We start from the raw sequence: 21809 nt of genomic DNA on the forward strand, positions 1-21809 counted from the left end.
CGGCGACTGGCGGCTTGGTCTTGTCTGTTGCTGTTTGTTTTCGATGCTGCCGGCCGGCGCCGGTTCGCGACCCCGACCGGTACTTAAGGCCTGTTCTTCAGGCCCGCTCGGCCATCATCGCGATGAAACCGTCGAACAGCGGGGCTACATCGTGCGGCCCCGGGCTCGCCTCCGGATGACCCTGGAAGCTGAACGCGGGCCGCTCGCGGTGGCGAATGCCCTGCAGGGAGCCGTCGAACAGGGAGCGGTGCGTCGCCACCACGTCCGGCGGCAGCGTGGCCTCGTCCACCGCGAAGCCGTGATTCTGGCTGGAGATCATCACCATACCCGTGGCGAGATCCTGCACGGGATGATTGGCGCCATGGTGGCCGAATTTCATTTTCACCGTGCGCGCACCGCAGGCGAGCCCGAGCAACTGATGACCGAGGCAGATGCCGAACAGCGGCATGTGCGCGTCCAGCAGGCTGCGGATGGCGTCGATGGCATAGTCGCAAGGCTCGGGGTCACCCGGGCCGTTGCTCAGGAAGACACCGTCCGGGCGCAGCGCCAGCACCTCGGCCACCGGCGTCTCGGCCGGCACCACGGTGATACGGCAGCCGCGGGCGACCAGCATGCGCAGGATATTGCGCTTGATGCCGTAGTCGTAGGCGACGACGTGGTAGCGGAGCGCCGGGTCATCGGCGGCCAGCGGCGCGCCCTGCCCTTGCTCCGGCGATCCCTTTTCCCGAGACCAGACCCCCGCCGTCCAGGTGTACGGCTCGGCGGTGGTTACCTCACGCGCGAGGTCCATGCCGGCCAGCCCCGGAAAGGCGCGCGCGGCCGCCAGCGCCGCCGCCTCATCGAGGCCCGCGCCCGCCATCAGGCAGCCGTTCTGGGCGCCCTGCTCGCGCAGGATACGGGTCAGGCGCCGGGTGTCGATGCCGGCGATGCCGGGCACACCCTGCGCGCGCAGGTAGGCGCCGAGGTCCTGTTGCCGGCGCCAATTGCTGGCGAGCGGCGGTAGATCCCGGATCACCAGGCCAGCCGCGTGCACGGCGGCGGACTCCGCGTCCTCGTCGTTGACGCCGGTGTTACCGATGTGCGGGCAGGTCAGGGTCACCAGCTGACGGCTGTAGGAGGGGTCCGTCAGAATCTCCTGGTAGCCGGTCATGGCCGTGTTGAACACGACCTCGCCGACGCTCTGCGCGGCGGCACCGATGGAGACACCGCGAAAGGTGGAGCCATCCTCCAGGACCAAGATGGCGGGCTCGTGCAAGTTGGCCTCCGGAACGGGGGATTGCGACAGGGGGCTGCGCGGCGCAGGCTATCCTGCCTGCAGCCGTGTCGAACCGCGGGGTTTCATGGGTGCGCGCCGCCGCGTCGCTCGCGCGCGGCGCGTGGAGCGAGATACTACAAGGATGCCCCCAGGGCTGTCCACGCGCATGCCAGCCGCCGGCAGCGCATTGCCAGCCGCCGGCAGCGCATTGCCAGCCGCCGGCAGCGCATTGCCAGCCGCCGGCAGCGCATTGCCAGCCGCCGGCAGCACATTGCCAGCCGCCGGCAGCGCATGGGCGCCGGCGGCGGCGCTCGGACGCGCGGCCCGAATCAGAGATAGGGCCGCACCCAGTCTACCAGCCTCGCGGTGTCCATCGCGCCGGCCTGCCGGGCCAGCTCGCGCCCGGCCCTGAACACCGCAAGGGTCGGGATAGAGCGGATGCCGTAACGCATGGCGATGCCCTGCGCTTCCTCGGTGTTCAACTTCGCCAGCCGGGCATGCGGCTCCAGGCGTGCCGCCGCCGCCTCGAAGGCGGGCGCCATCATCCGGCACGGCCCGCACCAGGGTGCCCAGAAGTCCACCAGCACCGGCAGGTCGCTGCGGCCGACATGGCGCTCGAAGCGCGCCTCGTCCAGCGCCACCGGATGCCCGTCGAACAAGGGCCGGTGACACTTGCCGCAGGATGGCCCCTGCGCGAGCTTCGCGGCGGGCACCCGATTGACGGCATCGCAGTGCGGACAGACGAGATGCAACGGATCGGCCATGACAGTCTCCCATCCCAGCGCCCCCCCGAAGGCCAGGCGCCGGCTTGAATCACCACGACTCGCCAATTATTTATCCAACCCCGATCTCGTTTCCAGCAGTCTTGGAGAGTCCCGCATGGCCGATTCGCCCCACGTCGTCAACGTCACCGAGGCCACCTTCCAACAGGTGGTCATCGCCGGCTCCGCGCAGCGGCCGGTGCTCGTGGACTTCTGGGCCGACTGGTGTGCGCCCTGCCGGCAGCTGATGCCGATGCTCGCCAAGCTGGCGGACGAGTATCGCGGCGCTTTCCTGGTCGCGAAGGTGGACACCGAGGCGGAGCAGGCGCTGGCGGCGACCTTCGGCATCCGCAGTCTGCCGACGGTGCAGCTGTTCAAGAACGGCCGGCCGGTGGATCAGTTCATGGGCGCGCTGCCGGAGGGACAGATCCGCGAGTTCCTCGCACGTCACGTCGAGAACGAGAGCGACCGCCGCCTCGCCGCGGCCGCGGAGCGGATCGCCCGCGGTGAGCTGGACGCCGCCGCCGCGCTCATCGCCGAGGTACGGGCCACGGACCCGGAGAGCAGCAAGCTGTTTACCGCCGAGGTGCAATTGGCACTGGCTCAGGGCGATCGGCAGGCGGCCGCCGATCTCATGGAGCGCACCCCCATCGAACTCGCCAAAGACCCGGAAATCGCACGGCTGCGCGGCCGTCTCGCCTTCGCCGACGCGGCCAGCGACGCGCCGCCCGCCGCCGAGTGCGAGTCACGGCTCGCCGCGGACCCCGCGGACAGCGAGGCGCGTTATGGCCTCGCCGCGCGCCAGGTGCTCGCCGGGGACTACCGCGCCGCCCTGGACAACCTGCTGGCGCTGATGCAGCGCGACCGTGCCTACGGCGACGATGCGGCGCGCAAGGGCATGCTGATGATCTTCGATCTGCTCGGTGACGACCCGCTGGTCCCCGGCTACCGCGGCAAGCTCTCGCGTCTGCTGTACTGACGCCCGGCGCCGATTCCGAGCCGTGCCGCCGGCCGCCGGCGCCGGGGTGCCAGCGCGAAGCGTCGCCGGCCCGTCGGAAATCCACTACACTTTGCGCGGTTCCGCGGCCCCTGCCCAAGGTGCCGCAACGCGGTGATTCCCCAGGAACGGAGTTGCTCCGATGACACGCCTGACACGCCCGACGATGCTCGCCTTGTCTTTGCTGTGCGCCGCCACCTCGGCGCTTGCCGATCCGGTTACCGACCAGATCGACGCCGCCAAGCGCGCTTACGCGTCGGGCGACGAGCGCGTTGCGATCCAGGCGCTGGAGTTCGCCGCGGCGCAGATCCGTGACAAGCTGAAGGCCCAAGAGCTGGAGCTGCTGCCGGCGCCACTGCCCGGCTGGACCGCCGAGGAGGCCGTTTCGGACGCCGGCGGCATCGCGGCGATGTTCACCGGCACCAACCTGACCCGCACCTACCGCAGGCAGGACGGTGCCAGCGTCACCATCAGCATCACCGCCGATTCGCCCCTGCTGTCGCTGGTGACCTCGCTGATGCAGGCGAACCCGGCCGCCACACCCTATATCCACGCCGGCTACCGCGGCGTGTTCGAACAGCACGCGGACGGTACCAGCCGCATCCTGTTGCTGGTGGGCACCCGCATTCAGGTGCAATTGGAGGGGAGCGGCGTCGACCAGCAGACGCTAGAGGCCTACCTGGATGCCATCAAGCTCGACCAGCTCGAAAAGGCATTGTTGGGTTGAGCGCGCGCCCCGGTTCGCCGGGACCAACCACTCCGGACCAACGGACGCCACACCACCATGATGTCGCTGCGTGGTAGCAAAGAGGGCGCCGGCACCATCGAGCTCAAGGGGTTCAACCGGACCCTGGCCGAGATCGAGTGGCTCCTATTGGTGCTCATCCTGGTCTACATGACCCTGCCGGACGAGCCCATCGACCGACCGCTCTATATCCTGACGGCGGGCGCACTCTTCGCCGCCTTCGTCGTGGGCTTTCGCTACGCGAACTTGTTCACGCTGCCGACACGCTGGAAGCTCACCATCGAGACCTGGGCCATGCTCGGGCTGACGGCGGTGGCGGTCTGGAATACCGGCAAGGTGGACAGTCCGCTGATGAACCTGTTCCTGCTGGTGGTCATTTTCAGTGCCCTGACGCTCGGCAAGGTCATCACCCTGCTGGAGTTGGGGCTCGTCACCAGCTTCTACCTGCTCGCCGCGCACGCCGTGAGCGGCAACGAGATCTTCAACTACGAGATCTTCAGCTCGCTGATGCTGCGCTTTGCGCCCTTCGTGCTGGTGGCCTACGTCACATCGCTGCTGGCGGCGGATTTGGGCTTTGCCCGCGCCTATGTCGAGCAACTCGCCGACACCGACGAGCTCACCGGGCTCAGGAACATGCGCGCCTTCAACGAGGCCCTCGTGCAGCAGGAGCAGCGGGCGCGCCGCCACGACGAGCCGCTGTCGGTGCTGATGATCGACATCGACAACCTGAAGACGGTCAACGACCACCACGGGCATGACACCGGCAACCTCGCCATTCGCAACGTCGCCGCGGCCATCAAGGCATCGGTGCGGGCGAACGACGTCGTAGCGCGCTACGGCGGCGACGAGTTCATCGTGCTGCTGCCATCGGTGCCGGAGCTGGCCGCCCGCAACGCCGGCGAGCGCATCCTGCACCGCATTGCCGAGCACCCCATCCAAGGCCCCAAAGGGTCAGTGGGACTCAGCGTCAGCATCGGGCTGGCCACCTTCCCGGTGATGGCGGGCGAGGTCGAGGAACTCCTGCACCAGGCCGACCAGGCGCTCTATGAGAGCAAGCGGACTGGCCGCAACCGGCTGTCCATCTATGGTTCGCGGCAGGCTGCCTGAGCAGAGCCTGTACCCAAGCGGGCGTGGCGGCATTCCAGCCGGATGCTGCCTGCCACGGGAGCGGCGTCGGCGCAGCGACGGGCTCGTGGTCGTGGTCGGATACTCGACCACAACAACGACAACGACAACGACAACGACAGCGGAATCAGGAGAAACGCTGCACTAAAGCGCCAGTCCCTTCAGATAGGCCCGGAAGCTCGCCCCGAGCTCGGGGTGCGCAAGCGCGTACTCAACGGTCGCCTCGAGATAGCCCTGCTTGCTGCCGCAGTCGTAGCGCTTGCCGGCGAACGGGTAGGCAATCACCGGCTCTTCCTTGAGCAGCGCGGCGATGGCGTCAGTGAGCTGGATCTCACCACCGGCACCTGGCGTGGTCTGCTCCAGCTTGTCGAAGATCGTCGGCGTCAGCAGGTAGCGGCCCACCACGGCGAGGTTGGACGGCGCATCCGCGGGCTTCGGCTTCTCGACAATGGACACGACCCGCAACGTGCCGTCCGGCTGCTCCTCGGTGGCGACGATGCCGTACTTGTCGGTCTCCTCGGGTGGTACCTCCTGCACGCTCAGCACGCTGGCGCCGGTGCGCTCGTACACCGCGGCCATCTGCGCCACCACGCCCGGACCATCGTCGTTGCGGATGAGGTCGTCGGCCAGGATGATCGCAAACGGCTCATTGCCCACCACGGGCTTCGCGCACAGCACCGCGTGCCCGAGTCCGAGCGCCTCGGCCTGGCGCAGGAAGATGCAGTCCACCCGCTCCGGCAGCACGTTCTGCACCATCTTCAGGAGCTTGTCCTTGCCGGCTTCCTTCAGCTCCATCTCCAACTCGTAGGCCTTGTCGAAGTGGTCCTCGATGGAGCGCTTGTGCCGCCCGGTGATGAAGATGAGATGCTCGGCGCCGCCGGCCTCTGCCTCTTCCGCCGCGTATTGGATCAGCGGCTTGTCAACCACCGGCAGCATCTCCTTGGGACTCGCCTTGGTGGCCGGCAGGAAGCGCGTGCCCAGCCCTGCGACCGGAAATACCGCCTTGCGGATTTTCGCCATGTCGACTCCTGTATCGCTGTTGGAAATAGTAAGAGATCGGTGCCGGGACCAGTCCCGACAGCGGCGCGGGGACGATACCTTATCCCGTGCTCGGATGTCCGCACGGCCGGCATGATCCGGGCACGTTCGCGCCCGGACTGCTGACCGATGGTCAGGCCATGATCTCCGCCTCGATGGCCGCCAGGGCCGCCAATGGGTCCACCACGGCGGTGATGGGCCGGCCGATGACCAAGTGGTCCGCGCCGGCGGCAACGGCCGCGGCCGGCGTCAGCACCCGCTTCTGATCCTGGCGGGGTGCGCTCGCCGGTCGCACCCCGGGCGTCACCAGCCGAAAGTCCGCCCCGAACCGCCGGCGCATGGCGGCCGCCTCCAGCGGCGAGCAGACGACGCCGTCGAGACCCGCATCCCGCGCCAGCGCGGCGAGCTGCAGCGCGCGCTCGCCGGGCTCGCCCGGACAGCCGACGGCGGCAAGGTCCGCCGCCTCCAGGCTGGTGAGCACGGTGACTGCGATCAGCAGGGGCCGTGTGGTGCGGCGCGCGAGCCGCTCGCGCGCCGCCGCCAGCATCGCCGGACCGCCTTGGGCATGGACGTTTAGCATCCACACGCCGAGGTCTGCGGCCGCCTCGCAGGCGCCGGCGACGGTGTTCGGGATGTCGTGGAACTTGAGGTCCAGAAAGACCGGGAAGCCCGCATCCACCGCCCGCGTGACCAGCGCGGGTCCAGCTCGGGTGAACAGCTCCTTACCGATCTTGACACCGCAGCGCGCCGGGTCCAGCCGCGCCAGCAGCGCCAGCGCGGCGGCGGAGTCCGCGAAATCCAGTGCCACGAGAACGCGTGGGCCGGCGTCTTCGGTCATGGTCATCTCACTGCCATCGGGATGCGCGGCGGCTGCTTGCAGGCCGTCTCGGTCATGATATCCGGACGTGACTCCGGCAAAGCCTTTGAATGCAATGGGTGGTGTCAGGGCTGCGCCGGCCGTCCACGCACCGCGGTCAGGCGCTCTGGCGCTGGCGCAGCATCGGCGGCTCGGCAATGTGCTCGGGCTCGACGGCCTTGATGGTGCCCCAACTCTTGCAACTCGGGCATTGCCAATGCAACTCGCGCGCCTCGAAGCCGCAATGCTCGCACTGATACGCCGGTTGCGCCGCGCGCTGGCGGGCGACGACCTCCAGCAGCACACGATCCTCCGCGGATGCCGGCTCCTGCACCTGACGCAGCGCCAGCAGGCGCTCCGCCCCGGAGAGGTCGGCGCGCCGGCTCAGGTAGCGCACCAGAAACTCGCGTGCTGCGGCCACGCCCCGCTCGGCCTCGATGGCATCGCAGAGCCTGAGCATCAGGGGCGGCGACGGGTGCTGCTGGAACAGGGCCTCCAATTCGGCGGTGAGGGACTCCCGCCCCAGACGCTGCCAGCACGCCAGCAGGCCGGGCAGCATCGCGGGCAGATAGCGCGCACCGTGCTGGGCGACACGTTGATACAGCAGCGCCGCGGTTTCCGGGTCGCCGGCCGTCATTTCCATGTGTGCCTGCAGCAGGCTGGCGCGGATGCAGCCCGGGTCCACCGATTGCGCGTCCAACAGGTGCGAGCGGGCACATTCGGTGCGGCCCTCGCGCAGACACTGCTCGGCGAGCTCGCAGTGGAACTGGGCGATCTCCGTACTCATGGGCTCCTCGGAGATGCGCTGCAACGCCTGGGCCGTTTCCAAGCACTTGTGCCACTCCTTCTCGGCCTGGTAGATCTCGATCAGCGCGCGCAGGGCTCGCGCCTGCTGCAACTGCCGCTCCACCAGTTCCTTAAACAGGCTCTCGGCGCGATCGAACAGGCCGGCAAGCATGTAGTCGCGCCCCAACTCGTAGAGCGCGAAGCCCCGTTGGCTGGCGCCGAGCGTGGGACGCGCCACGAGATTCTGATGGACGCGGATGGCGCGGTCCACTTCGCCGCGGCGGCGGAACAGTGCCCCCAACGCCAGGTGCGTCTCGACGGTCTCGCTGTCCACCTCCGCGAGCTTCAGGAAGACGTCGATGGCCTTGTCCGGCTGTTCGTTCAGGAGGTAATTGAGGCCGCGGAAGAAGTTCGGCTCCCCCTCGTCGTTGCGGCGCGGCTGCGCCGTGCGCTGCCCGATCCACCAGCCGCTGGCCGCCGCCACCGGCAGGAGCAGGAACAACCATTCCATCAGGCCACCCCCGCGCGCCCGGTGTCGTCGTCGGGCACGACGGCGCACCCGCCTTGCTGCGGCGCACGGGCGCGCGCGGCGCGGCGGGCGCCGGCGCGCGCGGCGACCGGTTCGGACATCTGGGCGACCATCATGGGGTTATCATACAAGCTGTGATTGGCCGCCGCATGGCACCGCCGCCAGCGCGCCCGCGGGAGGCTAAGGCAGGGGCGGCACACTGTTTACGGACGCGCATCGAGCCCTCAATTCCGGCACCGAACGCCATGCAAAGCCACACCAGGAGTGCATCATGAGCGAATTCCAAGGCCAAGTCGCCGTGGTCACCGGCGCCGCCGGCAACGTCGGCACCGCGCTGTGCAACAAGCTCGCCGCCGCCGCAGCCAGCATCGCCCTGCTCGACCGCGACCCCGACGCCATGGCGCGTGTGCTGAATGGGCTCCCGGCGGGCGCCAATGCCGCGAGCTTCGCCGTGGACCTGCTGGACGCGGATTCCGTCAGTGGCTGCATCGCCGACGTGCAGAAGCGCTTCGGGCGCATCGATATCCTCGCCAATGTCGCCGGCGGCTTCGCCATGGGCCCGACACTGGACGAGACCGACGACGCCACCTGGAACCTGATGCTGGACCTCAACGCCCGCTCCGTGTTCCACACCGCCCGCGCCGTGTTGCCGCTGATGCGCGCGGGCGGCTACGGGCGCATCGTCAACGTCGCCGCACGCGCCGCACTCAAGGGCCAGGGCCACATGGGTCCCTACTGCGCATCCAAGGCGGCGGTCATGTCTCTCACCGAGAGCATGGCCGCGGAGACCAAGCACCTGGACATCAACGTCAACTGCATCCTGCCTGGCACCGTCGACACGCCCCAGAATCGCGCCGCAATGCCGGACGCGGACCACGATACCTGGGTGCCCCCGGAGGCACTCGCGGACGTGATGCTGTTCCTCGCCTCCAACGCCGCACGCTGCGTCAGCGGTGCCGCAGTGCCTGTCTACGGCCGCAGTTGACGCCCGTGCACAGCCAAAGTACCGCTCCGGCCCGGCCCCGACAAGCGCCGAACACCGTCCGACCAATGGCCCAGAACCGCAACCTGCGACCGCGCGCCGCGCTGCAAGCCTGCATGCTGGCGCTGGTGCTGGGCTGCGTGGCTCCGGTTGCCTGCGCAATCGACGAGGAACTGCTCACCGACGCCGACCGGGCGCTGCTGGTGGAGGCGGTGGAGTCCGCCTTCGAGCTCGACCTCTACAACACCCGCTGCCGCAACGACCAGTCCGGGCGCCACACCGAGAACCTCAACAAGGAACTGGTGAGCCGCTTCCAGATGACGGTGCTGGACGTGCTCGACGACCTCTTCCCGGAAGGCTACTATCGCGACGCCCAGGACCGCATGCAAGAGAAGTTCCTGACGCGCCTGCGCGACATGGGGGGCTGCGCCGGCGCCAAGGCCGCGGGCCTGCGCGACAGCCTCGGCGCGCGTTACGACGCCGCCATGGACGCGGTGGCGGCGCGGCCCTGATCCGCCTCCATCGCCGCAATGACGATTCAGTCACGGTCGTCCGCGAACTACCTCGGCAATCGCCTTGACGCACTCGGGCTCGGAAGCGGGATCGAGTCGGTCTGACGACGGCGTCAACCAGCGCCGGCCGCCGGCACCGCAGCTACAAGCGCAACGGCGAGCAACGCCAGGGTCTCGGTGAGCTCCACCAGGGCGCCGATACCGTCGCCCGTGTAGCCGCCGAGGCGCCGCAGCAGCGAGCCTCGCCACGCGAACAGCACCAGCAGGGTAGTCCCCGCTGCGGCAGCCGCCGCCGGCACCGACGCCACACCGATGCCGGCCAGCGCGGCGGCGCTGCCCAACGCGGCGGCGAGCCAGGCCGCCCGGCGCGGCAGGTGGGCACCGAGCGCCGCGCCGAGTCCCTCGGGCCGGGCGGCCGGCGTGGTGAGCGCGAGCCAGAGGATCTGCGCCCGCCCAAGCACCGGCACCCACAGCAGCGCGGCGAGCCACGCTCCGCTCACCGCGGGCGCCGGCAGCGTGGCCGTGACACCGCCGAGCAGCGTGACCAGTGCGCCGAGCTTCGCAAGCAGGTTCAGCACCAGGGTCGCCACGCCCATGGCGCCGATGTGGGGGTCCTTGAGGATGGCGAAGGTCCGCTCCCGGCTGCCGAGGCCGCCCACCCACGCATCGGCACAGTCGGCGAGCCCATCCAGATGCAGCGCGCCCGTGGACCAGACCCAGAGCACTAGCAGCAGCACGGCGAGCGCTGGCGCACCGGCCGGCAGGACGCCGAGCGCCTGCGCGGCCAGACCGAGGCCGGACAGCACAGCTCCAATCAGGAGCCCGATGACGGGATAAAACGGCGCCGCATGCCCGTACAGCGCTGGCGGCGCGTCCGCGGATGCCGGAAAGGGCCAGCGCGTCAGGAATCGCCCCGCCAGCAGCAGCGCCCGCCAGCCATCCACCAGCGCCCCCATAGATGCCCCGGACCAGGCGGCGGAACGCTCAGGCAAAGCTGGCTCGCAGCCGACCGGCGAGCAGCACCGCGCTCAACACGGCGGCACCGGCAACGACACCGATGAGCCCATTGACGACAGGTGCCAGGAGCCCGTTCAGCAGTGGCAGGCCGTACAGCGCCTCGGCGAGGTACTCGACGCCGTGATGCAGCGCCGGGATGCCATGCACCAGGATGCCGCCGCCCACCAAGAACATGGCGATCATGCCCAGCAGCGACAGCGTCTTCATCAGGTAGGGGGCGGCGCTCAGGATGGCACGGCCGAGCCGGTGCCGAAGCTCCGTCCACAGGCCCTCGCCCTGGCGCTTGCTGAGGTAAAGCCCCAGGTCGTCCAGCTTGACGATGCCGGCGACGAGGCCATAGACACCGACGGTCATCAAGACGGCCACCCCCGCGAGCACGGCGATGCGCGCCGGCAGGGCTGCAGTGGCGACGATGCCCAGCGTAATGACCACAATTTCCGCCGACAGCACGAAATCCGTGCGGATTGCGCCCCTGACCTTCTGCCGCTCCAGGGCGGCGATGTCCGTCTTCGGGTCCGTCAGCGCATCGGCGAGCTCCTGGTGGCGGTCCGTATCGTCCTGTGGATGCAGGTAGTTGCGCGAGAGCTTCTCGAACCCCTCGTAGCTCAGGAACAAGCCACCTGCCATCAGCAGCGGCGTCAGCACCCAAGGAGCGACCACACTCAGCACCAGCGCCACCGGCACCAGAATCAGCTTGTTCAACAGTGAGCCCTTGAACACCGCCCACACCACCGGGATCTCGCGCTCGGCACGCACACCGGTGACCTGTTCCGCGTTCACCGCCAGGTCATCGCCCAGCACACCGGCCGTCTTGCGCGCGGCCACCTTGGTGAGCAGCGCCACATCGTCGAGAACGGTGGCGATATCGTCGAACAGCGCGAGCAGACTGGTGGCCATCGAGAATCCTTGGTCAACGGGCGGCGGGCGCCGGCACGTTAGCAGTGCCCGGCGCCCGCGGCAACATCGCCCACCGCCCGCTGACCGCGGCTCAGCCCCGCTCCAGCCGATGCAGCGTGATCTCCGGCGGACAGAAGTAGCGCAGCGGCACACCGCAGGCGCCGGTGCCCACGGAGGTATAGCCGTGCAGTTCCTGATAGCGCCATGCGCCCGCCTGCATCGGCTTGGGCGCGTCGCAGACCCGCACCAGCGCATGCCCGCCCGGCAGACAGCACTGCCCGCCATGGGTGTGACCCGAGAGCATCACGTCGAAGCCGTGTCCGGCCGCCTCGCGATAGGTCTCCGGCGAATGGCAGAGCAGCACGGAGAAGGCGCCGTCCGGAATCGCATCGCGCACCCCGGCGAGATCGTGGGTGCGGTAGAAGTTCGGATCATCCACGCCGGCGAGGTAGAGCTCGGCGCCGCCGAAGCGGATGCGGTCCACCTCGTTCAGCAGGAAGCGCATGCCCGCACGCTCCAGCGGCGGCACGATCTCGATGAAGTCGTGATTGCCGAGCACGCCGTAGACCGGTCCCCGCAACGCCGCCAGCAGCGTCACGGTCTCCATCACCGACGGCTCTTGATCGGCGCAGGTCTTGTTGCGGAAGTCGCCGGTGATGACGGCGACATCGTAGTCAACGCCGCGCAAGCGGTCGCGGATGACAGCCCCCAGCGCCGGGTCCAGGTCCAGGTGCAGGTCGCTCAGTTGCAGCAGCGTGAGCCCCTCCAGACCGGCCGGCAGCCGCGGATGGCGAATGCGGTGCTCGACCAATCTGAGGCCGAGAAAGTTGTTACGACCCCAACGGTAGATCCCGAGCAGCCGGGCGAGGCGTTCCACCAGCGCATCAATTTCCACCACCCGCCCGAGCCCGAACAGGATCTCTTCCTGGTGGGCCTCGCCGGCGGCATGGTAGACCTGGGTATTGAGCCGCTGGCGCAACCGTGACTTGCCCAGGCGCCGGCCGAGTTGCTCGTAGTCGCCGGGCGCAAGTGACGTCTCGCCAAGCGCCGCGGTGTTCGGGAGCGGCGCGGCAGGCCGTGCCGAGCCGTCCGCCCCTCCCGCCTCGGACATCTTTGACATGCGCAGATCCTCCCGCATATCTCTGAGTTTGGTGCTGGGGATAATAGCGCCGCCGGGGTCGCGTGCTTCGGAGGTTGCGCCCCATCGCCCCGGAGCCGGAAGGAGGCCGCCTGTCAACCCGTCCGGCACGGGCATCGGGCATCAGCCATCGAGGAAGTGCGGGACCTGGCGCTGGTATGCCGCGGGACCAACGGATTTGCATTATCTTTTTCTGGTGAGACCTAGCGGCGTCTCGGGGTGTTGGACCGGATACAAGACATGCGGCTGTTCCAGCAAATCGACCCCCGAACTTTTGTGTACCGCGTCGACGCACGCGGTCGCCTGATTGCTGTCAACGACGCGTGGCTCGCCTTTGCGGCCGAGAACGACTGGCCCATCGCCGTGGGCGATATCATCGGCCGGCCTCTGATGGATTTCATTGCCGATGAGCACCTGCGCTATCTGTACGGCCTGCTGATGGGCCGGCTGCGCGCGGGCCGGGGTCCGCTGCGCTTCCGCTACCGCTGCGACGCACCGGACGCACGCAGGCACATGGAGATGTTGATGCTTTACGACAAGACGGAGCGGGAGATCGAGTTCCAGAGCCGCGTGGTGCGCATCGAGCGACGCTCGCCACAGGACCTGCTGCGCATCGATCACCCTGCCGACGAGCGCCGCCTGGACATTTGCAGCTCCTGCAAGCGCGTGGACCTGGGCCAACAATGGGTCGAAGTGGAGGACGCGGTGATCCGCCTGCGACTGTTCGAGAGCGAACTGCTGCCGCGCACCCGGCACTCTATCTGCCCCGACTGCGCGAAGGACTTGGCGGGGCTCGCCAAGTCCGGGCCGGCGTCGTCGTCCCGCCCGGCGGCGTCCCGGCGCGCCTGATCAGGTCGGCCCGCGCCCACCAGTTTCTGCCCACCAGTTCCCGCTCAGCGGTCTGCGCGCGGCGGTCCCCCGTCACAGCCGTGCGCCACCAGGCTCGGCAAGCCGGCGCCATCCGGCAGCCGCACGCGGCTGCGGCAGGCATGCGGCACCTCCAGCAGCAACAGCGACGCGTCCGCCATCCCCAGCACCTCGCCGAGGATCACCCGCAGCACGCCGCCGTGGGTCAGCACCAGCTGCCGCTGCGCCGGTGCCGCCAGGATGCCCCGCCAGGCCGTCGCCACGCGCTGCCGGAAGGCCGCGAACGGCTCGGCGCCGGGCGGCGTGTAACCGCCCGGGTCGCGCCAGAAGGCATCCAGCTCCGGCGCCGGGATCGCCGCGGCCGTACATCCCTCCCAGGTGCCGAAGTGGCGCTCGCGCAACCCGGGCAGCTCGCGCACCGGTCGTTCCAGCCGCTGGCCCAGTTCCCGTGCGAATTCCGCACAGCGCCGCGCCGGCGACGTGATCACCAAATCCCAAGCCGGTGCTGCACCGGACAGTTCCGGCGCCGTTGCCGCGCGCAGCTCCGCCCAGCCCTGTGCGGTGAGGGGATCGTCCCGGCTGCCGCGGAAGCAGGCACCGCCCTCGGTCTGCCCGTGGCGAAGCAGATCGGCCAGGCGGGTGGACACGCCGTCGGCGCCCATCGGTTGCCGCACCTCAGACCTTGCTTGCCGCGACGCCCGCCTCGGCAAAGGTGGCCATGCCAGCATGCAGGGCACAGGCGAGGCGCAGCAGCGCCACCGCGGTGGCGGCGCCACTGCCCTCCCCCAGCCGCATGCCCAGATCCAGCAGCGCTGCACTGCCCCCGGCATCGCCCCCGGAGCCCCCAAGCGCCTCCAGCAGGGCCGCATGGCCCGGCTCCGCCGAGCGGTGCGAGAGCAGGAGCCAGTCCGTGGCACCGGCGCAGAGCCGGCTCGCCGCAAGCGCCGCCGCGCTGCTGATGAAGCCGTCCACCAGCACCGGCAACCCGCGCTGGGCGCAGGCGATGTAGGCGCCCGCCAGCGCCGCGATCTCGAAGCCGCCGACGCAGGCGAGCACGGCAGCCGGGTCGGCGAGCCGGGCGGCATGCAACGCCAGCCCTTGCTCGATGACCGCCACCTTGCGGGCGACGCCGACAGCGTCGAGGCCCGTGCCAGGCCCGGCGAGCGCCCCGGGCGGTCGGTCCAGCAGCGCGCAGGCGACAGCGCTGGCCGCGGTGGTGTTGCCGATGCCCATCTCGCCGCCGATGAAGAGCTCGGAGCCATTCGCCAGTGCGCGCTCCGCGGCCGCGGCACCTTCGTGCAGTGCCCGGGCCAGTTGGTCATCGGACATGGCTGGCCCCTGGGTGAAGTCGGCGCTGCCGGGGCCGATGACGGCGTCATGGATGTCCGGATGCACCGGCACCGGTACCACGGTGCCCAGATTCACCAGCTCCAGCCGCGCGCCGAGCTGCCGCGCCAGGACGGAGATGGCCGCGCCGCCGCCGGCCATGTTGGCCACCATCTGCGCGGTGACCGCCTGCGGGAATGCCGAAACGCCCGCCGCCGCCACGCCGTGGTCCGCGGCGAACACCGTGATCCAGACCCGGTCCACATCCGGGCGCTCCCGCCCCTGTAGCGCCGCCAGCCGCACGGCGAGATCCTCCAGTCGGCCAAGCGCCCCGGCCGGCTTGGTGAGCTGGGCCTGGTGTGCGACGGCCGCTTCGGCGGCGGCTGCGTCCGGACGCGCGGCCGGGTTGCGGAACCAGTGTGTTGAATTCAATGCGTAGCTCCCATCGATAGACGCTGATAAGTCGGTGTGCTATCAGAAAACGCCGGCCTATCGGCGCTTTCCGTGCGAGTCTGCAATATTCGGTGCCGCCCTAGACCGGCGGCCCCTTGAGCGCCAGCGGCAGGCCGGCGGCGGTGAAGTACACGGCGCCGCAGACGGCGGCGAGACGCTGGTGCAGCACCCCGGCGAGGTCGCAATACCGGCGTGCGAGGGCGTGCATTGGAATCACGCCCAGGTTGGTCTCGTTGCCGACGAAGATCACCTGGCCCGGAAGCGCGGGCAGCAGGCTCGGCAGCGCCGCCAGCTCGCGCTGGAGCTGTTCTTCGTCCTCGCCCCACAGCAGGTTGCTGAGCCAGAGGGTCAGGCACTCCACCAGCAGGCAGTGGCCGTCGGCGGCCTCCCGACGCAGGGTGTCCACCAACGCCAGCGGCTCCTCCACCAGCCGCCAGTCCGCCGGCCGGCGCTCCCGGTGCGCGGCGATGCGCGCAATCATCTCGTCATCCGACGGCCTGGCCGTGGCGATATAGGTCACGGCCAGGCCCGACTCGCGGGCCAGCCGCTCCGCGAGGCGGCTCTTGCCGGAGCGGACACCGCCGAGGATCAAGGTATGCATGAGAAATCAGGGGCTAGGGGCTAGGGGCGTTTCTTCTAACGTCGATTTCTTTGTCGTTGTCGTTGTCGTTGTCGTTGTCGTTGTCGTGGTCGTTGTCGTTGTCGTTGTCGAGCATCCGACCACGACCACGAGCAGAGACTTCGACCCGGTTCCTCTGCTCCGGCCTCACCCGGGTTGGCGCCTGCAAAATTGGCTGAAACGGGGTACTAGCCCCCAGCCCCTAGCCAGTAGTTCCTCATTTTCATGGCTCATACCGCAAAGTCACATAAATCCCCCGCCCCGGCTGGTTGTAGTACGCCACCGTCTCGTACTCCTCGTTGAAGACGTTCTCCAGCCGCGCCTGGATGCTGAGCGCATCGGTGAAAGCGAAGGACGCGCGCAGGTCGAGCAGGGTGTAGCCGGCCAGGCGCACGGCGTTGGCCGGGTCGTCGAAGCGCCGCCCGGCGGCGAACAGCGTACCGCCGACGCCGACGCGGCCGAAGCTGCGGTCGAGGTCGAGCCGGAAGGTCTGCTGCGGGCGGTGCGGCAGCAGTTTGCCGTCGTTGGGCCCGGGGGAGTCGTTGCGCGGGTCCAGCAACGTGAGGCTCGCCGAGACGTCGGTGTCCAGCACGCGGCCGAAGAGCACGGTCTCCAGGCCGCGAATGCGTGCGCGGTCGAGGTTCTCCGCGAGGTAGGTGGGAGGCACCAGGGTGATCAGGTCATCGACGTGGATCTCGAACAGATTGAGCGACCAGTCCAGCCGCGCGAGCCGCCCGGCCAGGCCCAACTCGCCGCTGCGGGTCTGCTCCGGCTTCAGGTCCGGATTGCCGCCGGCGAAGAAGGCATCGCCCGGGTAGTACAGGTCGTTGAAGGTGGGCGCCGTGAAGGCGGTGCCATAGGCGGCGGTGACACGCAGGCTCGGCAGCACCTCGTAACCGAGCACCAGGTCGCCGGTGCCGTGGCCGCCAAACTGCTCGTTGTCGTCGTGGCGCAGGCTCGCCTTGATGGCGGCGGGGCCGAACCGGCCCTGGTACTCGCCATAGACGCCGGTGTTGTCGCGCGAACTTACGCTGTAGTCGACGCTGCCGGTGACCTTGTCGCGCAGGTAATCGACGCCGATGGTGAGCAGTTGGTCGGCGCCGATGGCGAAGTCGTTCTGCAGGCCGAGCGTGTCGCGGCGGGTATCGAACTGACTCATGAACACGCTGTCTTTGGCATTCTGCTGCTCATCCCAACTGCGCCCGGCGCTGAGCTCCAGGTCCCAGAACCCGAGCGGGCGCAGCAGGATCCGGGCGCCCGCCACCTGCTGCACGTTGTCGGCCTGGTTCTGGTAGGCGCCGTCGAAGTCCACCCGACTCTCGGCGCGCAGGAAGCTCAAGTCGGCGCTGGCGCGCTCGCCGAAGTCGTAGCCGGCGGCGGCGCTGACGCCCCGGTTGCTGTAACCATCCCTGTCCGGCTCATCGGTGCCGCAACCGTCGAAGTACGGTAAGCCGCGCCCGCGGCAGGCATCGAAGCCTTCGCTCTGGTCGACGTTGCCGGAGATGCTGAAGCGCCCGTGCTGACCGCCGCCGCGGATGCCGCCGGCGATGCCCGCGGTCTGATAGCGCCCGGCGGTGGTGCTGAGGAAGGGCCGAAGCGGTCCGCCGCCACGGCGCGTGAACACCTGCACCACGCCGCCGGCGGCCTCGGAGCCATAGAGGCTGGAGCGCGGGCCGCGCACCACCTCGATGCGCTCGATCTGGTCCACGGGCAGGTTCTGGAACTCGGTCTGGCCGGTGGTGGCGGAGCCCACCTTGATGCCGTCCACCAGGAACAACACCTGATTGGCGTTGGTGCCGCGCAGATACAGATCCGTGACTCGCCCGGGGCCGCCGGAGTTGGACAGCACCACACCCGGCAGGCCGCGCAGCAGGTCCACCGTGCTGCGCGCCTGGGTGCGCTCGATCTCCTCGCGGGTGACAACGCTGACGGGCACCAGCGTCTCATCGGCGGTCTCGGCGGTGCGGGTGGCGGTCACCACCACCGGTTCCACATTGGTAACGTCCTCGACGAAGCTCGGCACATCCCCCGCCGCACCGTCAACGGCCGCTGCCGCGGCGCCGAGCGGCCACGGCACGGCGCATGCGAGCACGACACTGAACAAAGTGCCCTTTGGCGGATGCTTTGGGAGATACCGGCGGCATCCCTGCTGAGAGTCTGACATCGAACGCCTCCCCGCCCCGCTCACCCGCTGGGGCTCGTGTGGACACAGGCGCCGGGAGATTGAGGCGAATTCGGGCGGCGTGGACGATGGACGAAGGCGGGGTCCGCGGCGGGTCGCGCTCTCGCACGGGAGCACGACGGCAGCAACGGGCGCGCGAGCGGCACCGGCACACCGACCCCGCCCTCCGCGACGCCGCGAGCATCCAGCGGGCCGGTATCCGGGCTCGCGAGCTGGGGTGCCGCCTGGCGCCCGTCTGCGCCAACCCTCAGGCATCCCGGCCGCGACGCCTTCCCACGGCCCGGTGGCCGCAGTGGCATCTCGTCGCGGCTTGACTCGCCCACCGTTGCGGGGGCAGCGCCGGCATCACGGCGTGGACGGCGGTCGCGGACAGCACGGGAACCCAATCTGTGCCAGGCTCCCAGAGGGCGTCCACAACCGGGTCCGGCACGTTGGACCGGCTTCCCGTTCAACCCCGCCACCGTTCGCAGCCTGAACTGACAAACGGCCGGGGCACCCACTGGAAAGCGGCATATTCTGAAGTCTTGCGACGCGGCGATGCAAATTCCTACGGTTGACGCGGATCAAGCGGCGCGCTCGATCGCATTACCGCAAGTACCGGCATTGATGCCGCGCGCGTCGGGCCATGCCGCACGGGCCAGAGCTGCGCAATGGCGTACAATCGGCCGAGATAACGCTGGACACAACGCTCAGAGCAGTCTCCCCATGCCCGACACCAGCAACGGCGCCAGCCTACCGCACACCGAGGATTCCCCGGCCGAAGCCAAGTTCTATGTCGTCGCCGTTGGCGCGTCGGCGGGCGGGCTCGACGCACTCGAACGCTTTTTCCATGGCCTGCCGGCCCGCTCCGGCGCCGCCTACGTAGTGATCCAGCACCTGTCGCCGGACCACAAGAGCATGATGGGCAACCTGCTCGGCAGGCACACCAGCATGCCGGTGGTGACGGTGGAGGACGGCATGGAGATCAAGCCGGACCGGGTCCACCTGATCCCGCCGGCGAGCGTCATGAGCGTCTCGCGCAACCAGCTGCGCCTGAGCCCGAAGAACCCGCGCGGACTCACCCTACCCATCGACCTCTTCTTCACCGCACTAGCGCGGGAGTTCGGCAAGTACGCCATCGGCGTGGTGCTCTCGGGCACCGGCTCCGACGGCACCCGCGGCGCTGTGGCCATCAACGACGCGGGCGGCCTGCTGCTGGCGCAGGAGCCCGAGTCCGCCAAGTTCGACGGCATGCCGCGCAGCGTCATCGCCACCGGCCTGGTGGACGGCATCCTGCCCCCGGAGGAACTAGGGCCGCGGGTGATGGACCACATCAGCCAGGCGCCGCGCCCGCGCATCCGCCCGGCGGACGACGGCATCGCCACGGACCGCCAGAGCGCGCTGGAAGAGACCATGCACCTGCTCCAGCACCAGGGCGGCATCGACTTCCGCGACTACAAGCCGGCCACGGTCATGCGCCGCATCGAGCGGCGCATGCAGGTGCGCCACGTGCCGGACCTGGAGAACTACGCGCGGCTGCTGGAGGGCGACCGCACCGAGCTCAACGCGCTCCGCCGCGAGCTGCTGATCCCGGTGACCAGCTTCTTCCGCGACCCGGTCGCGTTCGAGGTGCTGGCGCAGACCGCCATCGACACCATCGTCAAGGAGCGCGGCGAGAACCAACCCATCCGCATCTGGGTGCCCGGCGCGTCGACCGGTGAGGAGGCGTACTCCATCGCCATCCTGTTCGCCGAGGCCTGCGCGCGGGCGCGGCGCTGGCCGCCGATCAAGCTCTTCGCGACGGACGTCGAGCAGCACAACGTGGACTTCGGCAGCGCCGGCGTCTTCTCCGAGGCCATCACCACGGAGGTGTCACCGGAGCGCCTGGAGCAGTGGTTCTACAAGCGCGGCAACCACTTCGTCATCAAGAACGAGATCCGCCAGAACATCGTCTTCGCCCGCCACAACCTGCTCTCGGACCCGCCCTTCACGCGCATGGACCTAGTGTCCTGCCGCAACCTGCTCATCTACTTCCGCACCGAGGCGCAGGAGCGAGCCCTGAGAAGGCTTCAATACGCGCTCGCCCCCGGCGGCTTCCTGTTCCTCGGCTCCAGCGAGACCCTGGCGCAGCTCCAGACCGACTTCACCGCCGTCAACTCCAAGGCCAAGGTGTTCCGCATCCTGCGCCACGTGGCGCTGCCGCTGGACACCGGCGCCTCGCAGCTCACCCGGCTCGCCGGCGCCGCGCCGCACCAGCGCCGGCACACGCCGCGTGATCGCCGCCTCACCGACGCCGCCGCCATCGAGGCCGGCGAGTCCGTGCTGCTGCGCTCCTACGCCCCCACCAGCCTGCTGCTCAACGCCAACCAGGAGCTGATGCACGTCTTCGGCGACGTGAGCCATTACCTGCGCATCGGCGAGGGCGCCGTCACGCTCGACCTCGCCAAGCTGCTGCCGCCGACGCTGGCGCCGGTGGCGCAGGCGTTGCTGCACAAGACCGCGCGCGGCCACGAGCCGCTGCGCTCGGACCTGCTCAGCATGCAGTTGCCGGACGGCACCACGGAACGGCTGCGGCTGGTGGCACGTAGCGTGTCGCTGGACCAGGGCGAGCCGCATCTGCTCCTGTCCTTTGAGCCGGATGCGACACCGCTGGACAACGGCGTCACGCTGGCCGGCGCCATCGAAACCATGAACATGGACCAGGAGCACGTCGAGCGCGTGCAGACCCTGGAGCGGGAGCTGGCCGCCACCCGCGAGAGCCTGCAGGCCACCATCGAGGAGTTGGAGACCGCCAACGAGGAGCTTCAGGCCACCAACGAGGAGCTGATGGCCTCGAACGAGGAGCTGCAATCCTCGAACGAGGAGCTGCAGTCGGTCAACGAAGAGCTGTACACGGTCAACGCCGAGAACCAGGAGAAGATCGAGATCCTGAACCGCCTCAACGCGGACCTCGACAACATGGCCAAGGCGGCGGCCATCGCGACCATCTTCGTCGACTCGAACCTGCTGCTCACCCGCTTCACGCCGGAGGCCACCAGCCTGTTCAAGATCCGCGACGGCGACCTCGGCCGCTCCATCGAAGACTTCACCAACCTGCTGGACTACCCTGAGTTCGTGGTGGAGCTCAAGCGCACCATCGCCGATGGCGAGATGACCCAGCGCGAAATCCGCGCCGCCAATGGCCGGCTGTACCTGTTACGCGTGCTGCCCTACGCCGTGCGCGAGCACGAGGCACGCGGCGCGGTGGCAACCTTCGTGGATGTGACCGTCCTGCGCGACGCCGAGCGCCTGCAGGCAGTACTCGATTCGCTGCCGGAGCACGTGGCCCTGCTGGATGACGACGGCGAGGTGAAGCTGATCAACCGCGCTTGGCGCGAGTTCGCCGCCACACACAACGCCTCCGGCGGCATCGGCGCCCGCTACCCCGAGGCATGGGCCGGCGACGCCGGCTTCGACGCCCGCCAGGAGGCCGAGCTGCGCGCCGGCCTGGACACGCTCATCAGCGGCGAGCGCGAGGAATTCGCGATGATCTATCCATACCGTGGCGACGACGGCACGCGCTGGTTCGCCATGCACGCCGCGCCCATCGTGCACGGCAACGGCGGCATGGTCGTGAGCCATGTCGACATCACCCAGTGGTATCGTCCGGGCGAGCGGGACTGAGCGCAGGCAGGCCACCGAAGACGACGCGCTGGAGCCACCCCAGACCGTCACCCGCGCCGGTTTCGCCGGCGCAGGACGCCAG

Annotated in this window: 20 protein-coding genes and 1 riboswitch; of the genes, 7 read left to right on the forward strand and 13 right to left on the reverse strand. The window is 69.3% G+C overall.

Features of this window, described 5'->3' with window-relative positions:
• Positions 1-97: 97 nt before the first annotated feature.
• Both carA and trxC read right to left on the reverse strand, forming a co-directional pair.
• The gene (gene carA, locus LJE69_RS03770) at positions 98-1255 is read right to left on the reverse strand and encodes a glutamine-hydrolyzing carbamoyl-phosphate synthase small subunit (RefSeq protein ID WP_296921639.1); all 1158 of its coding nucleotides are present in this window, start codon (positions 1253-1255) and stop codon (positions 98-100) included.
• A 329-nt stretch (positions 1256-1584) separates the two neighbouring features.
• Complete coding sequence (gene trxC, locus LJE69_RS03775; RefSeq protein WP_296921642.1) at positions 1585-2019, reverse strand: thioredoxin TrxC; 435 nt, start codon at positions 2017-2019, stop codon at positions 1585-1587.
• Between the two features lie 115 nt (positions 2020-2134).
• On the opposite strand from trxC, the gene trxA reads away from it, so the two are divergent.
• From trxA to LJE69_RS03790, 3 genes are all read left to right on the forward strand, one after another.
• On the forward strand, positions 2135-2995 hold the full coding sequence (gene trxA, locus LJE69_RS03780; RefSeq protein WP_296921644.1) for a thioredoxin: 861 nt from the start codon (positions 2135-2137) through the stop codon (positions 2993-2995).
• 160 nt (positions 2996-3155) lie between these two features.
• Positions 3156-3740, forward strand: a complete 585-nt coding sequence (locus LJE69_RS03785; RefSeq protein ID WP_296921646.1) for a hypothetical protein — start codon at positions 3156-3158, stop codon at positions 3738-3740.
• A gap of 57 nt (positions 3741-3797) precedes the next feature.
• Positions 3798-4865 carry a sensor domain-containing diguanylate cyclase gene (locus LJE69_RS03790; RefSeq protein WP_296921648.1) on the forward strand — a complete coding sequence of 356 codons (1068 nt, stop codon included), beginning with the start codon at positions 3798-3800 and terminating at the stop codon, positions 4863-4865.
• Between the two features lie 162 nt (positions 4866-5027).
• Here LJE69_RS03790 and galU read toward each other — a convergent pair whose 3' ends face one another.
• The 4 genes from galU to LJE69_RS03810 form a co-directional block, all read right to left on the reverse strand.
• Positions 5028-5903 carry a UTP--glucose-1-phosphate uridylyltransferase GalU gene (gene galU / locus LJE69_RS03795; protein ID WP_296921650.1) on the reverse strand — a complete coding sequence of 292 codons (876 nt, stop codon included), beginning with the start codon at positions 5901-5903 and terminating at the stop codon, positions 5028-5030.
• Positions 5904-6054: 151 nt separating this feature from the next.
• Positions 6055-6759 carry an orotidine-5'-phosphate decarboxylase gene (pyrF, locus tag LJE69_RS03800; RefSeq protein ID WP_296921652.1) on the reverse strand — a complete coding sequence of 235 codons (705 nt, stop codon included), beginning with the start codon at positions 6757-6759 and terminating at the stop codon, positions 6055-6057.
• Between the two features lie 136 nt (positions 6760-6895).
• Positions 6896-8074, reverse strand: a complete 1179-nt coding sequence (gene lapB / locus LJE69_RS03805) for a lipopolysaccharide assembly protein LapB (RefSeq protein WP_367114622.1) — start codon at positions 8072-8074, stop codon at positions 6896-6898.
• Complete coding sequence (locus LJE69_RS03810; RefSeq protein ID WP_296921654.1) at positions 8074-8208, reverse strand: hypothetical protein; 135 nt, start codon at positions 8206-8208, stop codon at positions 8074-8076. The genes lapB and LJE69_RS03810 overlap by 1 nt, the downstream gene beginning before the upstream one ends.
• Before the next feature lie 155 nt (positions 8209-8363).
• On the opposite strand from LJE69_RS03810, the gene LJE69_RS03815 reads away from it, so the two are divergent.
• Both LJE69_RS03815 and LJE69_RS03820 read left to right on the forward strand, forming a co-directional pair.
• Positions 8364-9077, forward strand: a complete 714-nt coding sequence (locus tag LJE69_RS03815) for an SDR family NAD(P)-dependent oxidoreductase (RefSeq protein ID WP_296921656.1) — start codon at positions 8364-8366, stop codon at positions 9075-9077.
• Between the two features lie 65 nt (positions 9078-9142).
• Positions 9143-9586, forward strand: coding sequence for a hypothetical protein (locus LJE69_RS03820; RefSeq protein ID WP_296921658.1), 444 nt, complete (start codon positions 9143-9145; stop codon positions 9584-9586).
• Between the two features lie 113 nt (positions 9587-9699).
• On the opposite strand, the gene LJE69_RS03825 is transcribed toward LJE69_RS03820, so the two are convergent.
• The 3 genes from LJE69_RS03825 to LJE69_RS03835 form a co-directional block, all read right to left on the reverse strand.
• The gene (locus tag LJE69_RS03825) at positions 9700-10578 is read right to left on the reverse strand and encodes an adenosylcobinamide-GDP ribazoletransferase (protein WP_296921660.1); all 879 of its coding nucleotides are present in this window, start codon (positions 10576-10578) and stop codon (positions 9700-9702) included.
• Positions 10571-11500: a DUF808 domain-containing protein gene (locus tag LJE69_RS03830; protein WP_296921661.1), complete on the reverse strand. Its 930-nt coding sequence runs from the start codon at positions 11498-11500 to the stop codon at positions 10571-10573. Before LJE69_RS03830 ends, LJE69_RS03825 begins: the two co-directional genes overlap by 8 nt.
• A 91-nt stretch (positions 11501-11591) precedes the next feature.
• The gene (locus LJE69_RS03835; RefSeq protein WP_296921663.1) at positions 11592-12620 is read right to left on the reverse strand and encodes a metallophosphoesterase; all 1029 of its coding nucleotides are present in this window, start codon (positions 12618-12620) and stop codon (positions 11592-11594) included.
• 258 nt (positions 12621-12878) lie between these two features.
• On the opposite strand from LJE69_RS03835, the gene LJE69_RS03840 reads away from it, so the two are divergent.
• Complete coding sequence (locus LJE69_RS03840; RefSeq protein ID WP_296921665.1) at positions 12879-13487, forward strand: hypothetical protein; 609 nt, start codon at positions 12879-12881, stop codon at positions 13485-13487.
• Between the two features lie 44 nt (positions 13488-13531).
• Here the strand turns inward: LJE69_RS03840 and LJE69_RS03845 are convergent, their stop codons facing one another.
• The 4 genes from LJE69_RS03845 to LJE69_RS03860 form a co-directional block, all read right to left on the reverse strand.
• On the reverse strand, positions 13532-14167 hold the full coding sequence (locus LJE69_RS03845) for a histidine phosphatase family protein (RefSeq protein ID WP_296921667.1): 636 nt from the start codon (positions 14165-14167) through the stop codon (positions 13532-13534).
• A gap of 13 nt (positions 14168-14180) precedes the next feature.
• The gene (gene cobT / locus LJE69_RS03850) at positions 14181-15263 is read right to left on the reverse strand and encodes a nicotinate-nucleotide--dimethylbenzimidazole phosphoribosyltransferase (protein WP_296921669.1); all 1083 of its coding nucleotides are present in this window, start codon (positions 15261-15263) and stop codon (positions 14181-14183) included.
• 100 nt (positions 15264-15363) lie between these two features.
• Positions 15364-15885 carry a bifunctional adenosylcobinamide kinase/adenosylcobinamide-phosphate guanylyltransferase gene (gene cobU, locus LJE69_RS03855; protein WP_296921671.1) on the reverse strand — a complete coding sequence of 174 codons (522 nt, stop codon included), beginning with the start codon at positions 15883-15885 and terminating at the stop codon, positions 15364-15366.
• A gap of 241 nt (positions 15886-16126) precedes the next feature.
• Entirely contained in the window at positions 16127-18067 is a 1941-nt protein-coding gene (locus LJE69_RS03860) for a TonB-dependent receptor (protein ID WP_296921673.1), read from the reverse strand.
• A 190-nt stretch (positions 18068-18257) separates the two neighbouring features.
• Positions 18258-18600, reverse strand: a riboswitch (cobalamin riboswitch).
• A 190-nt stretch (positions 18601-18790) separates the two neighbouring features.
• Here LJE69_RS03860 and LJE69_RS03865 point away from each other — a divergent pair.
• The gene (locus LJE69_RS03865) at positions 18791-21727 is read left to right on the forward strand and encodes a chemotaxis protein CheB (protein ID WP_296921675.1); all 2937 of its coding nucleotides are present in this window, start codon (positions 18791-18793) and stop codon (positions 21725-21727) included.
• Positions 21728-21809: the final 82 nt, after the last annotated feature.

This window comes from Thiohalocapsa sp., assembly GCF_022340605.1.
Classification (GTDB): domain Bacteria; phylum Pseudomonadota; class Gammaproteobacteria; order Chromatiales; family Chromatiaceae; genus Thiohalocapsa.